Origin of the sequence: Coleofasciculus sp. G2-EDA-02, assembly GCF_040226375.1 — a bacterium.
In the GTDB taxonomy this organism is placed as follows: domain Bacteria; phylum Cyanobacteriota; class Cyanobacteriia; order Cyanobacteriales; family Coleofasciculaceae; genus Coleofasciculus.
In genome coordinates, this window is sequence record NZ_JAVKEW010000019.1 from 1 (window position 1) to 14,683 (window position 14,683).

The window sequence follows — 14,683 nt, forward strand, 5'->3', positions numbered from 1 at the left end:
GAGACGTTGCAGCCGCTCAAGTAGTCTGTATTCGTGGACTTGCAGCCGTGGGACACACGGTCAAGATGCTTTCTGAGGGTAAATTCACTGGAATCCCTATGACGGAAGAATCCCCGCTCTTATAGGGCGGGGAGTGTCAAAAACACAGCATCACCTGTCCAATAGCCGTTAATATGGTCAAAGGTTTTTACCTGACGTCCATACAGAGGGTTGCCAAGTGTTACAGTTTGTGATTCAGGATTGATAGATAATAAGGCAACAGCGTGTAAAAAGATGACGCCATCCACATCTTCATTAACACTGAGAACAGCAGGTTGATTGATGGTTATCAGATCCGCTATAGTTAACTGACGCTGATAGTTTGGCGCGAATCCTAGCTGACGCATTGCCCGAATTTCTGCTAAAACAGTCGTTCCCAATCGATTGGTATGCGTCAGTTGAACCACATCCCGCTCTGATAAACTGGGATATAAGCCTACCCAACGAGCCAGAGTCGCAATGCTAGCAGGGGCGCAGGTGTGAGAGGTGGTTTGTCGCACCACGCCCTCAACCACAAAGGGTTCGCCCAGCATTCCTGTGACAGGGAGTAGGTAATAGCTAAATATAGCTAATGGCAGTATCATGCCAATAACGGTAGCTATTAATAAAGGTAAAGGTTGAGACGTTCCCCGACCAAATCCGACAAAAAACACAACCAATCCCAGAGCAAAACATCCTAATCCGAGAACAAATAGGTTTAGATATTCTGCAATATAAAGTAAAATAATTGTCGGAATCCAGTGGGGTAATGGCAGATTTGTGGCAAAAATGGCTAAATCTGTAACCTTGACACCTTGTAGCAGAATCAGTGAAGCCAAACTTGTCGCGATCGCAGCCATCCCAAATAGAATGATATGAACCAGTCGCTGATGATGTTTCAGGGCGTTGTCGATGGTATCTAAGGTGATGCCCCCCATTACCAAACGATAGGCTAAATTGGCACCAATAATGGAGGAGATGACGCAAATCAAGGCAATAAAGACAGTGTAGGAATCGGATTGGATTGCCCAAATCGTGAGAGATATCGCCATCCCATAAGCAGCGAGAAATAGGTGAGGGGGTTTGATCGAAGTGTTCATTATCTTTGAGAGAACAGCAGCTTGTCTTAAGCCCAATTTCACTCACCAAAGAAAGCGGCTGTATGGGTAGTAAATCTGTGGCGAGTGGAGTCTACTAACTTATATTTCTAACTGGGTTAGGCTTATGCAAGGCTGATGACTAGGAAACAGGGAACAGGGAAAAGTGACAAAGGACAAATGATAAATGACGAGTGACCAAACTGCGGTAGGCTAGAGTAGGTGACTCTTTATACTTGTTTGACGCGATCGCTCTATGTCCTCCACTGTTACCAGTCCTGCTCGCACGATTCGGATCGGTTCCCGCAAAAGCCAATTGGCTCTGGTGCAAACCTATTGGGTACAGGAACAACTACAAAAACACTACCCCGATCGGCACTTTGAAGTCCAGACCATGAGTACCCATGGGGATAAAATCTTGGATGTGGCACTCTCCAAGATTGGCGATAAGGGACTCTTTACCAAAGAATTAGAAGTAGGGATGCTGAATCAGGAGATTGATTTAGCCGTGCATTCCCTCAAGGATTTGCCCACCACGTTACCAGAAGGATTAGTCTTGGGGTGTGTGACACAACGAGAAAACCCAGCCGACGCTTTAGTGGTTCACGCCAAACACCAAGACAAGCAACTGGATACCCTTCCCGAAGGTGCGGTGATTGGCACATCATCCCTGCGGCGTTTGGCACAATTGCGCCACCATTTCCCCCATTTCGCGTTTAAAGATATTCGCGGAAATCTCAACACCCGACTCGCCAAACTCGATGCTGGGGAGTTTGACGCTTTGATTTTAGCCGCCGCCGGGTTAAAACGATTGGATATGAGCGATCGCATCCACCAAGTTATACCCTCCGATATTTCTCTACATGCCGTTGGACAAGGAGCCTTGGGCATAGAATGTCGAGGGGAGGATCAAGAAATCTTGAATTTACTCAAAGTCATTGAACATTCCCCCACCACGCAACGCTGTTATGCAGAACGGGCATTTTTACGGCAACTCGAAGGCGGTTGTCAAGCACCCATTGGCGTAGATACACAGATCACGGGGAATACCCTCATCCTCACAGGTATGGTTGCCAGTTTAGATGGGAAAACCCTGATCAAAGATACCATGACCGGCGATGGGACTCAGGCGGAAGCATTAGGGATTAAACTCGCTCAACATTTACGTCAGCAAGGAGCGCAAGAGATATTAGACGAAATCTTCGCTCAAACGCGGTAGGATAGTACGCCTCGTGCCCTCCCCCTCGTTCCCAGGCAAAGCCTGGGAATGCCCTTTGAGGCTCTGTTCCCCCTCGTTGTTCCCCCTCGTTCCCAGGCAAAGCCTGGGAATGCCCTTTTAGGCTCTGTTCCCCCTCGTTCCCAGGCAAAGCCTGGGAATGCCCTTTTAGGCTCTGTTCCCCTTTTAGTTCTCTAAGTAATTAATGGTTCATTCAACTAACAGAATACAATTAAAATCTTGGCAATATGATTAACCAAACCTTGAGATAGATGCATTTCAAGTTCTCCTTGGCTTATAGTAGAGTATTATCCCGACAAAAACCCGGTCAGAGCCATGTTTAAAAAATTTCTAGCCAGAGTAGGAATTGGCGCCGCCACCGTTGATACTCGCCTATCGACAGAATCCTTGCTTCCAGGCGAAATACTCAAGGGAGATGTTCATATTACCGGTGGAGATAGTTCCCAAGACATTGATGATATTTACCTCTACGTCGAGACTGAATACAAACGGGAATATGAAGAGACGACAGCGACAGAAACCTGCGAATTAGTCAAGTATCGCCTGAGTGAACGCTTCAAGTTGCAACCCAAAGAAACCAAAGTTATCCCCTTTTCCTTCCCACTTCCTTATGAAACGCCACTGACGCTGGGACATCAACCCGTTTATGTTCGGACTGGGTTGGATATTTCCCTGGCAATTGATCCGAAAGACACCGATTATATCGAGGTGCGTCCCCATCCCTTAATGGAACTGGTGCTAGAAGCCGGCAAAAATCTGGGGTTTCAACTTCATAAAGTAGATTGTGAATATAATCCTTACTTAGGCGGCAATGTTCCCTTTGTCCAAGAATTTGAATTTCGACCGATTGGTCGGTATCAGGGATATTTAGATGAACTGGAAATCGTGTTTTCCCTGCAATCAGACACCTTATTAAATGTTTTCCTAGAAATCGACAAACGGGCGCGGGGTTTTGGTGGTTTTCTGCAAGAAGCGTTTGATCTGGATGAACGCTATGCCCAGGTTCAGATTTCATCAGATTATCTGACAGGTCCGGTGACGGATGTTGAGGCTATTTTAGCGGGTACGATTCAAAGTTACTTAAGTTAATAGCCGAATGCAAAAACCTTCTAGAGACGCCAATCCATGTAGAGACGTTGCATGCAACGTCTTATTTTAAGTTAACGGGTTCGACAGGTTGGGAGGAAATCGTAGCAGTCATTACCCGAAATCTGCCAGAGTTAGACGGGCTAACGAAACCGGTTAAAGGATGACCGCGACTGTCAACTGTAGCGGATGGCGTATCAAGTGACGGTGTAATTGAGGTTGGGGTGGTTGAGGAATTGTATCGGTGAGGCTAAAAGACTCATTCACGAGGCTCACAGCGTTGTTCACCTAGGCTAAAAGACTCATTCACGAGGCTCACAGCGTCGTTTACCTAGACTCAGAGACTCATTCACGAGGCTCACAGCGTCGTTTACCTAGGCTTAGAATGTTGTTCACCCAGGCTCACAGCGTCGTTTACCCAGACTCAGAGACTCATTCACGAGGCTCACAGCGTCGTTCACCTAGGCTTAGAGCGTCGTTCACCCAGGCTTAGAGCGTCGTTCACCCAGACTCAGAGTGTTGTTCACCCAGGCTTAGAGCGTCGTTCACCCAGACTCAGAGACTCGCTGGTGAGGCTAATGGTGTTGGGCGCACGTCGGTTCTGGTTGGGCGCACGTCGGTCATGCGTGTCAACTTAAGCCACAACCCTTACCAATTATTGTTTCGAGCCGTTCGACACAAACTGGGGCGTTTTGCTTTCTCCCTAAGCTATTACAGGAAAAAGACCAATCCGCAAGAGCATTCTCTTGCTCCCCCTGCTTCCCCTGCTCCCCCTGCTCCCCCTGCTTCCCCTGCTTCCCCTGCTCCCCCTGCTTTTGGCGCTTAAGTTGACACCAATGCACGTCGGTGCGCCCCTACGCGCCAGGATAATTACGCTCCCACAGACGCCCCGGCAATGCCAATCTATTCTAGGAGTATGGGTACGGTAAGATAAAAGACTACCGATCGCACAAAGACCTCTCGATTCATGACCTACTACATCGCGCCCAGCTTCCGGGATAAACTGGCGGTTCACATTACCAAAAACTATCTAGAGTTAGAAGGGGTACGGGTTCCTCTAATTCTAGGCATTCATGGACGCAAGGGAGAAGGCAAATCCTTCCAATGCGAGTTAGTCTTTGAACAAATGGGGATTGGTGTCATCCATATCTCTGGCGGTGAATTGGAAAGTCCGGATGCAGGTGATCCGGCGCGTCTGATTCGCCTGCGTTATCGAGAAGCCGCCGAAATGATCAAGGTACAGGGGAAAATGTGCGCTTTAATGATTAATGACTTGGATGCAGGGGTAGGACGCTTTGACCGCACCACTCAATACACGGTCAATACTCAACTCGTCAGCGCCACATTAATGAATATTGCAGACCATCCCACCGACGTGCAACTCCCTGGTAGTTATGACGCCAATCCCCTGCATCGCGTCCCAATTATCGTAACTGGGAACGACTTCTCCACCCTCTATGCGCCTTTAATTCGAGAAGGTCGTATGGAAAAATATTACTGGGAACCGAATCGAGAGGAACGCATTGGTATTATTGGCGGGATTTTTGCCGCAGATGAACTATCCCGACGGGATATAGAACAACTGGTGGAGCATTTCCCCAATCAAGCCATTGACTTTTTTAGCGCCTTGCGATCGCGGATTTATGACCAACAGATTCTCCACTTCATCCATGATGTCGGACTCGATAAAGTTTCCTTTCGCGTAGTTCGCAGTACAGAAGCGCCTCCTGAATTTGAAAAGCCGAATTTTGATATCTCTCACTTAATCGAATTCGGTCAGGTGATGATCGGCGAACAAAAACAAGTCGAGGAGATGGGATTAGTTCGAGAATATAATAAAGCACTGCGCGAAAGCCCTGCCATAGAGATACCTCCAGCACGGCAATTAACAGGTCAAAATAACACCCAAACACACAGACAAGGAAACGGTTTAGCACAAGAACCCCGCACCCTTGAACGTCGGGACAGTTCAAGAGATGAAGCAATTGCCGAGACTAGAGTCAACCCCAAGACACCTCAACCCTCAGAACCCACCACACCCTTAGATTTAGGTATCCAGCAGCAGATTCGCGAACTCTTAGCCCAAGGCTATCGTCTCAGTTTAGAATATGCCAATGAGCGGCGCTTTCGCACCAATGCCTGGAAAAGTGATGGCACATTCCAAGGAGATGAAGCATCAGAGGTGATCCTGACTTTAGCCGAACGCCTTGCTGAGCATAATAATGAATATGTGCGGTTAATTGGTATTGACCCCAAAGCCAAGCGGCGAGTTCTGGAAACGGTTATTCAGAAACCAAGTTAGGATGAGGGAACCCTTTACGACCTTTGAGGGCATGATTTGTAGGGGCGGGTTTATGTGCTTTCGTTTCGCTATTGATGATCACCTTACTTCAAACCCGCCCTTTCTAAATGTAGGGGCGGGTTTCACTACTATCGTTTCTTCCCTCACAAGGGATGCGACTCGCGCCCGCCCCAACCTAGGTATAAGGGCGGGTTTTGTTGATCACTTATTGGTGACAAACCCATTGAATGGCTCGCGCCCGCCCCTACAATTGACAAACTCATTGAATGGCTAAACCCCCCCCAACCTAGGTATAAGGGCGGGTTTTGTTGATCACTTATCAGCGACAAACTCATTGAATGGCTAAACCCGCCCCTACAATTGACTTAATTCCCCAGCTTCCCTCAAACACGCTAAATTGTAATGTAGAAGTTCTCAGGCAACGTCATTCTCCCGAACAACCCGATGAACGATGAACAATGAACCATGAACGCTAAACCAGGCACAAGACACCCGATTTAATACCATCCACGAGGAAATGAATTCTCCCAAACCTCCCCAACCGCCGAAAACCATTCTAGGTCAGTTGACTCAGGCTGTTCAGACGATTCAAGCCAAAGTTAACTTTGAAGCACTGGCGCTAAAGCCGAATGCCAAAGTGCCAGAACTGTGGGTGCAAGATGCAGGTGCGGATAAGGCGGAAGTATACCCCCTACTCGGCGATCGCTATTTGCTGGGGCGCAGTTCTAAATCCTGCGATATTGTGGTGCGAAACCCAGTGGTGAGTCAGATTCATTTGTCATTGGAACGCTATGGGCGATCGGGTAGAACGTTTATTCTCAAAGATGAAAATTCCACTAATGGTATTTATCGCGGTAGACGCCGCCTACCGTGTTTAGCCTTGCGCCACGGGGATATTCTTACCATTGGTCCACCGGAATTAGCCGCCTCGGTGAAACTACAATATGTTGATCCGCCGCCTTGGTATATTCTCGGTATTCGTTACAGCCTCTATGGGGTGGGTGGATTAACCGCGTTAATTGCCTTAATTATTGGGATTGAATGGTTAAAAGTCCCGGTGCGCCCCCTACCCAGTGGGGTTCAAGGACCCGTTGTCGTCTATTCTCGTGATCAGGTTCCCTTGCGTCAACCGCGTACTGAGGTTCACCGAGAACTAAAACGGTTATCGGATTTTTCACCCTATCTACCCAAAGCTTTAGTGGCTTCGGAAGATAGCCGTTATTATTGGCATTTTGGTGTCGATCCTTATGGAATTTTGCGGGCGTTAGTCCGGAATATTCGCGGGGGTGGAATCAAAGAAGGGGCGAGTACGATTAGTCAACAGGTTGCTCGCAGTTTGTTTACCGAATATGTGGGACGAGATAATAGTGCTGCCCGGAAACTCCGGGAAGCGATTGTGGCACTGAAGCTGGAGACATTTTACAGTAAGGATGAGATTTTAAGGACCTATTTAAACCGCATCTATCTAGGGGTAGAAGCTTATGGGTTTGAAGATGCTGCCCAATTTTATTTCGATAAATCGGCAAAAGATGTAACCCTTTCCGAAGCCGCCACGCTGGTGGCGATTTTGCCAGCACCGAATAGTTATAATCCGGTTCAGGATTATGATACGGCGTTGGGGTTGCGAAATCGGGTAATTAGCCGGATGCGGGGAATGGGAATGATTAGTGATGAGGAAGCACAACGGGCAAGGCGATCGCGAATTGAGGTAAGCCCTCAAGCCCGTGAATTCCTCAATAGCACCAAAGCCCCCTATTTCTATAATTATGTGTTTGAGGAACTGCGGGATTTACTGGGTACGGAGTTGGCGCAAGAAGGGAACTTTATTGTGGAAACAACGCTAAACTTGCAGACTCAGGCAAAGGCAGAATCAGCGCTGCGTAGTTTTGTTAGTACCACGGGTTCGCAATTACGCTTTTCTCAAGGGGCGATGGTGACTCTAGATACCACAGATAGCTCGATTCGGGCGATGGTGGGGGGTGTTGATTACCAACAAAGCCAGTTTAATCGAGCAACTCAAGCCCAACGACAACCGGGTTCGACATTTAAACTGTTTGAGTACACCGCCGCCTTAGCCCAAGGGATTCCACCGGGAAAAACCTACTCCTGCGCCCCAGCTTATGGTTTACGTGGGTGTGAACGTTCCGGGGGTGCGGTGAATATGTACACGGGTTTGGCGCAATCAGAGAATGTGATTGCGGTGCGGGTGGCAATGGATGCTGGATTAGGGAATGTGGTAGATACGGCGCGACGATTAGGAATTCGCTCAAAGCTTGAGCCGGTTCCCCGGTTGGCAATTGGACAAAGTGAAGTGAATGTGTTAGAGATTACTGGATCGTATAGCGCGATCGCGAATGATGGGGTGTGGAATCCTCCCCATGGGATTAAACGGATTCTCGATAGTGGGGATTGTGCCGATCAGAATGATCCGAACACCTGTCGGGTAATCTATGAATTTGAGGAAAATGGGGAAGGGGGGGTTAAAGCGGTAGCCCCTGCGGTTGCCCAGACAATGACCACGATGTTGCGGGGGGTGGTGCAAAATGGCACAGGCGGTTCCGCCGCGATCGGTTTAGGAGAAGCGGGGAAAACCGGAACCACGGATCGGTATGTAGATTTATGGTTTATTGGTTTTATACCCAGTCGGGAGTTAGTCACCGGGATTTGGTTAGGCAATGACGATAACTCACCCACACGGGGAAGTAGCGCCCAAGCCGCACAATTATGGAATCGGTATATGCGGGAAGTGGTGCAGTAATTGTTCGTAGTAGGCACTTTAGTGCCTTAATTGTAGTAGTGTGGCACACCTAAAATGGTGGATTAGTATTGTAGGGGCGCACGGTGTGCGCCCAATTTCACCGTCAAATCTATTCCACAATTTTAGCTGTGTCAGTCCAGTAGGTTCGTAGTAGGGGATGGGATCACCTAATCTTATAAGTTTTCTGGGTATAAGGCTAATCCACTAAATTAGGTGTGCCACGCCAGTAATGCGAGCATCTTGGTTCTCATGTAGGGGCAATCCGCTTGCACAAATTGATAACTCCAGAAACAGGGCGGGTTTACATACGTTACCAGTTTTTGAAGGCATGTTATCGGTAAAACCCGCCCCTACAGATGTTCGGGTCGATATTTATTCAATGTAGAGACGTTGCATGCAACGTCTCTACAGGGTTTTATTCTGTTGGGTAACGCTTACGCTCTACCCAACCTACTGGAGGAGGATACAACTTTTATTCCATTTTAATGGACTTGAGCTATGAGCCAAGAATTTGAATTCTTGGCGGAGGCTGGGGCTGACTGAAAATGGTGCAATAGGTGAATTTTAACAGGTTTCAATTGGATAATGTAAATTGATTTTACTGCTAATATTATATTCTATCTAGCTCCTTTTATTCTCTAATTGTGCCAATTTATTCTGAGCAAACTCCCTAACTTTATCATCAGGATCATCTTCGGCTCTGTCGCGCAGCAAGGGTAGAGTCTGGGGATGTGTGGGATATTGTTTGATAATGATTTCAATTGCTAATTGCCGAGGATTTATTTGCCTGTCTTTCTCTCGCACAAAGGGATCATTAATTTGATAAATGCTTGTGGTTATATCCCTTCGGATAAACGATTATGGGCGAAGCATTTGGGGAGTAACCTGATCCGACACATCCTCAAATTTTGCACCCTACATTTCTACGCCCCTACATTTCTACGCCCCTACACCCCTACATTTCTACGCCCCTACGCCCCTACGCCCCTACATCCCTACATTTTCGGCTAAATAACGCCCGATAAACGGGTTTTCCGCAGGATATTGTATAGGTTTCTCGTTCGGTGGGAACGGGTAGAGGATTCGTGGCTAACCATTCGCTTCCTTGAGGTTGAAAGGCGGGATTCTCGGTAAAGCGATCGCGCATTTCTTTGGCTACGGTTTCCACGTCAGATTGAATCAGGGTTTCGCCCCCTTCTTTTAAGTATTTTGCCAACGTATTCACCAATTCTGGCTTAACCACACGGCGTTTTTCATGGCGTTTTTTGAACCACGGATCAGGAAATTGAATCGTCACCCGCTTTAATACTCCCTGGGGTAAAGATTCTAAAATCGGTACTAATGAGTTATCGACATTGCAAAATATAAAATGAACATTACTTAATCTTAACTCAGCCACGGATTCTTGGGCTTGCTCAACTAAAGGTTCCCGAATTTCTAATCCCAGAAAATTCCAATCCGGTTGCCGGGTTGCCATTTCTAGCAAAAACTCACCCCTAGCACTTCCTATATCCAGATGCAGCGGTTGCATGGGTTGATTGTAAACCTTTTCCCAGTGGGGAGGCGTTATCGGAGTTAGGTATTTTTTACTCAATGGATTGACATGTTGGCGCACGCGAATTCTCGGCAATTGTTTCACCTCCTTTTTTGACATTTTAGATCAGGGGATTGGGGATTGATTTTTTCGGGGCGGGTTTGATGATTCCCAAAGGCAAATATACCCGCACAACGCCAATTGTAGAGACGTTCCATGGAACGTCTCTACATTTATTAACCAACGGGAAGTTCAATAATAAACTCGGCGCCCTTTCCCGGTTGGGACATACAACGTAATTTCCCCCCGTGTTTTTCCACTACAATCTCATGACTAATCGATAATCCTAACCCGGTTCCTTTGCCAAAGGGTTTTGTCGTGAAAAAGGCTTGGAATAGCTTTTCTTGAATCTGTTCAGGGATACCGGGTCCATTGTCAGAAATACAGATTTCTACTCGCTGGTGATCAATCACTCCGGTACGAATCCAGATAGTGGGAGGAGTTGAGGTTTTGTCCCTATCTGAAATTCCCGCTGAATTTTGCTTTCTAAATTCTGCTTCCTCTAACGCATCAATCGCATTCGCCAAAATATTCATAAATACTTGACTCAGGCGTCCAGGATAGCATTCAATGGGCGGTAATTTGCCGTATTCTTTAATCACTTGAATCCCTAAATGTTTCCCGGAGGGTTTGATTCTATGTTGCAAGAGAACCAGGGTACTATCTAACCCCTCGTGCAAATCAATCATCATCATTTCACCCGCGTCGAGGCGGGAGATATTCCGCAAGCTTTTAATGATTTGGCAAATGCGTTCGATGCCCAATTCCATCGATTGAAATGTTTTGGGAAAGTCTTTGATCAGAAAATTTAGGTCAATTTCTTTCGATTTAGCTTGAATTTCTGGAACTGGATTCGGATAATGTTGAGTATAGAGGTGCAGGAGTTGGAGTAAGTCTCTGCTATATTCACCCGCACAGCTTAAATTACCATGAATCGAACTAATGGGATTATTAATTTCATGGGCAACGCCGGTGATCATTTGTCCCAAACTAGACATTTTTTCACTTTGAACCAGCATGGCTTGGGCTTGTTGCCAATTGTTTAGGGCTTGGGCAAGTTGATTCGTCCGTTCTTCCACCCGTTGTTCCAATTCCTGAGTTAATGTTTGCAAGTCGGCTTCTGCTTTAGCTCGTTGTTCAACTTCCTGGATCAGTCGTGTATTTTGTTCTTCTAGGGTTTTAGTTAAGGTTCGCAGTTTCAAATGCACCTTAACTCGTGCTAATACTTCTTCCTGCTGAAAGGGTTTGGTGATATAGTCTACTGCGCCTAAATTTAAACCCTTAACTTTATCAATTGTATCCGTCAGAGCCGTCATAAAAACGATGGGAATCTCTTGAGTGGCGGGATTAGCTTTCAGGCGACGGCAGGTTTCAAATCCGTCCATTCCTGGCATCATCACATCTAGCAAAATTAAGGTTGGTGGATCGTAGGCAATCTGTTCAAGTGCGGTTTCTCCATCAAGGGCAACGGCAATTTCAAAACCAGCGCTGGTCAGGGTTTCTGATATGATTTCTAGATTGTTGGGACTGTCGTCAACAATTAAAATAATCGTTTTAGTTAAGTTGTCTATTGGGTTGTTGGGTTTTTCTATCCGGTTTAACGTCATCGAATTAGAGTTAATCATGGATATAATTTATGATGGCTAGCGACTTGTGGACTTGGCTTAGTGAATGCACCTATTTTTGGCGATAAAATCCCTTATTTTTTTGAGCTGAAACCCTTTAGCGAGTTGGCGAATATATTGAGCAAATGGAGCAAACTTCTGATCTGATTGTTCGATACGATCAATTTTTTCCAGTATAAGATTAATGCGACCTTTCATGGCTAAATCCCAGAGGATATCTAGTTCCTCTTCAGGAAAAATAATCGCTTCGGGTTTGCCCATTTTTTTGGACTCAGTTGTTGTTATATTAACAGCCACTGACTGACTACCATTCCCTGATGCGGACTCGTAAATCCATGTCAGTCCCAAATGTCGCTGTAACGTCCGCAGCAACTCATCAAGTTGAACGGGTTTGGGCAGAAAATCATTGCCCCCGGCTGCCAAACTGTGATGCCGATCCATTTCAAAAACACTGGCTGACGATACTACAATTAGCATATTTTCCCCGTTTTGGGACTGGCGAATGTGTCGCATCATCTCAAAGCCGTCCATAATCGGCATGAGTAAGTCGGTAATGATCAGATCTGGCGATGCTGTCATGGCGATATCCAATCCTTCTTTACCGTTATTCGCCTCAATCACCTCAAATCCTAAAGGTTCGAGTAAATTGACGAGAACTGAACGATTTTCCCACCGATCATCGACGACGAGAACTGTGCGTGATTTGCCCTGATAGCTAATAATTCTACCCTGAGTGGGGGTGGTGGTTACCTGCATCCATTCTTTGGCTTCTCTTAAGGCTAGATCTACGGTAAATACACTCCCTTTGCCTAATTCACTTTGGACTTGAATTGTACTTTCCATTAGCTGTACAATTTTTAGGCTAATTGCTAAACCTAGTCCAGTTCCCTCTGCCTGAAGTTTGCGATCGCTCACTTGCTCAAAGGGTAAAAAGATGCGCTGCAACTGTTCGGGACTCATACCCACTCCTGTATCTTCGATTTGAAACCGAATTCGGTGATGGGGATTGGTGAATTTTTTGGCTTGACTAGATAATAAGTCTGTGCTAATTTCATCCTTTAACCCAATGCCTGGATTGTCTTGACTCTCTACATATCCGACTTTAAAGGTAACGCCTCCGGTATCGGTAAACTTAATCGCGTTGCTGAGTAAGTTAATCAGAACTTGTCTCAGTCGCTTTTCGTCTACGTGCACACCGGCGGGGAGGGGTGAAGTCGGTTGATAGATAAAGGAAATGCCTTTCCCATCCGCCCGGATACGGCAAATTTCCACAACACCACGCAGGAACGAGGGAAAATAAATATCGCTATGATGAAGTTCCATCTTCCTGGCTTCAATTTTCGCTAAGTCGAGAATATCATTAATCAGCATCAAGAGATGAGAACCGCACTGATGGATGATGCGAATACCATCAAGTTCGCGATCGCTCATTGTTTTTGAACGTTGAAGAATTTGGGCATATCCTAACACCCCATTCAGTGGCGTTCGCAATTCATGACTCATATTTGCCAGAAATTCACTCTTAGCTTTATTCGCCGTATCCGCATCTTCTTTTGCCATTTTCAGTTCTGCTGTGCGTTGTTCGACGCGCAATTCTAGTTCCGCTTTGGCATTTTCTAGGGCGGTAAAAGATTCTTGCAACTGCTGCGCCATTTGGTTAAAGGATTTGGATAAAATCCGCAGTTCATAAATCCCTTCAACTTTTACTTTTTGATCAAGTTCCCCAGTCGCGATCGCGTAAGACGCCGCACTTAATCGTAAAATGGGTTGACTAATCCAACGAGAGGTAAATAATCCCAACAGGGTGGCGAAAATCAACGCCCCCACACAGAGCCGAATTGTCAGGCGTGTGTTGGCGTGGATACGTGCCATAAATTCATCTTCTGGCACCACGACAACAATTAACCAATTCAGTCCTTTATTATCTTGAAAAGGCAAAACTTGCACGAATTGCTTCTTATTATCTAGCTTAAAATCTAACTGATACTCCCCTTTTATATTCTCAAAGCTGCCAAATTTACCCACCAAAAAGTCAGCCGTCGCCTTAATCAGCGGGTTTTCACTGGTAATCGAGTCATTCCGCTCTGATTTATGATGATCACTAGATACAACCGTATCCTCACTCATTGATGTGGCGACTAATGTTCCCTTCCCCTTGGGTTCTAAAATAAACGTCTGTCCAAATTGACTACTTTTCAAACTTTTTAGGAATTCCCCAATATGAGACAGAGACAGAATCGTACTGGTTACCCCCAGCAACGTATCATCCTCGTGGTACAGGGGCATACTCGCCGCAATTGCTAATGTATCTTCATGTTCATAGCGGAAAACCTTACTCCAGGTTGGCTGACCGGCTTTTACCGCCTCTTTGTACCAAGGTCGATTTCGGTGATCATAATAGATACTCTTTCCTAATAACGTTGTCCGATTTCCTTGCCGATCCACCTGATAAATATCTTTGGTATAATTAATAGACTGGTGAATTTGAAATTCCTCCTTCTCTTGCCGCACCACTTCAATATATTTACCATCTTCTGTCGCGATGGCAGTAGCACTGACGGGAAAAACTTGCATCTGATGCCAAAACATTTTCTGGCAATAGATTAAACTGCCGAATTCTAACTGAGTCAAACAAGTCTGATTGGCATTCAGTTGATTGAACCCATGGGGTATTTGCAAATAACTGTCGAGTTTCTGTTGAATCCGGGCAGCAATTTCTTGGCGTAAATTACTGGCAAGTTCATTAACCGCTTCTTCTCCATTGCGTAAGGAAAGCCAGCCCGTTAATCCTACAGCAGCAGTAATTTGCACTAGGAAAGGAACGACAAGGACGAGGCGCAGGGGCATTTTGAAAGAGGGTTTTGGCAAAAAATTGGGTAACATCCGTCACTGTTAGTTTATGAGCAATGAGTGGATTGATGACTCAGATGCTACCCTAACCTGTCAAGATAATCTTTTTACCAGCT

At 46.2% G+C, this 14,683-nt stretch carries 8 protein-coding genes and 1 pseudogene; 5 read left to right on the forward strand and 4 right to left on the reverse strand.

Going from position 1 to position 14,683, the window contains the following annotated elements; translation table 11 throughout:
* Nucleotides 1-125: pseudogene (locus RLO19_RS01460) on the forward strand (RNA-guided endonuclease InsQ/TnpB family protein); the annotation flags it as partial.
* Here the strand turns inward: RLO19_RS01460 and RLO19_RS01465 are convergent.
* On the reverse strand, nucleotides 120-1,118 hold the full coding sequence (locus tag RLO19_RS01465; RefSeq protein ID WP_446353181.1) for a cysteine peptidase family C39 domain-containing protein: 999 nt from the start codon (nucleotides 1,116-1,118) through the stop codon (nucleotides 120-122). The pseudogene RLO19_RS01460 and the gene RLO19_RS01465 overlap by 6 nt on opposite strands.
* Before the next feature lie 253 nt (nucleotides 1,119-1,371).
* Here RLO19_RS01465 and hemC point away from each other — a divergent pair, with 253 nt between their 5' ends.
* The 4 genes from hemC to RLO19_RS01485 all read left to right on the forward strand — a co-directional run bounded on the left by hemC (nucleotide 1,372) and on the right by RLO19_RS01485 (nucleotide 8,498).
* Nucleotides 1,372-2,334, forward strand: a complete 963-nt coding sequence (gene hemC, locus RLO19_RS01470; protein ID WP_446353182.1) for a hydroxymethylbilane synthase — start codon at nucleotides 1,372-1,374, stop codon at nucleotides 2,332-2,334.
* A 333-nt stretch (nucleotides 2,335-2,667) separates the two neighbouring features.
* On the forward strand, nucleotides 2,668-3,441 hold the full coding sequence (locus tag RLO19_RS01475) for a sporulation protein (RefSeq protein ID WP_446353184.1): 774 nt from the start codon (nucleotides 2,668-2,670) through the stop codon (nucleotides 3,439-3,441).
* A gap of 964 nt (nucleotides 3,442-4,405) precedes the next feature.
* On the forward strand, nucleotides 4,406-5,740 hold the full coding sequence (locus RLO19_RS01480) for a ribulose bisphosphate carboxylase small subunit (protein WP_446353186.1): 1,335 nt from the start codon (nucleotides 4,406-4,408) through the stop codon (nucleotides 5,738-5,740).
* Nucleotides 5,741-6,257: 517 nt separating this feature from the next.
* Nucleotides 6,258-8,498 (forward strand): transglycosylase domain-containing protein, encoded by a 2,241-nt coding sequence (locus tag RLO19_RS01485; RefSeq protein ID WP_446353187.1) that lies wholly within the window; start codon nucleotides 6,258-6,260, stop codon nucleotides 8,496-8,498.
* Between the two features lie 979 nt (nucleotides 8,499-9,477).
* Here RLO19_RS01485 and trmB read toward each other — a convergent pair.
* From trmB to RLO19_RS01500, 3 genes are all read right to left on the reverse strand, one after another.
* Entirely contained in the window at nucleotides 9,478-10,128 is a 651-nt protein-coding gene (trmB, locus tag RLO19_RS01490) for a tRNA (guanosine(46)-N7)-methyltransferase TrmB (RefSeq protein ID WP_446353189.1), read from the reverse strand.
* Nucleotides 10,129-10,268: 140 nt separating this feature from the next.
* On the reverse strand, nucleotides 10,269-11,717 hold the full coding sequence (locus RLO19_RS01495; RefSeq protein WP_446353191.1) for a hybrid sensor histidine kinase/response regulator: 1,449 nt from the start codon (nucleotides 11,715-11,717) through the stop codon (nucleotides 10,269-10,271).
* Nucleotides 11,718-11,756: 39 nt separating this feature from the next.
* A complete protein-coding gene (locus RLO19_RS01500) occupies nucleotides 11,757-14,600 on the reverse strand; it encodes an ATP-binding protein (protein WP_446353193.1) in 2,844 nt (947 codons plus the stop codon).
* Nucleotides 14,601-14,683 lie beyond the last annotated feature (83 nt).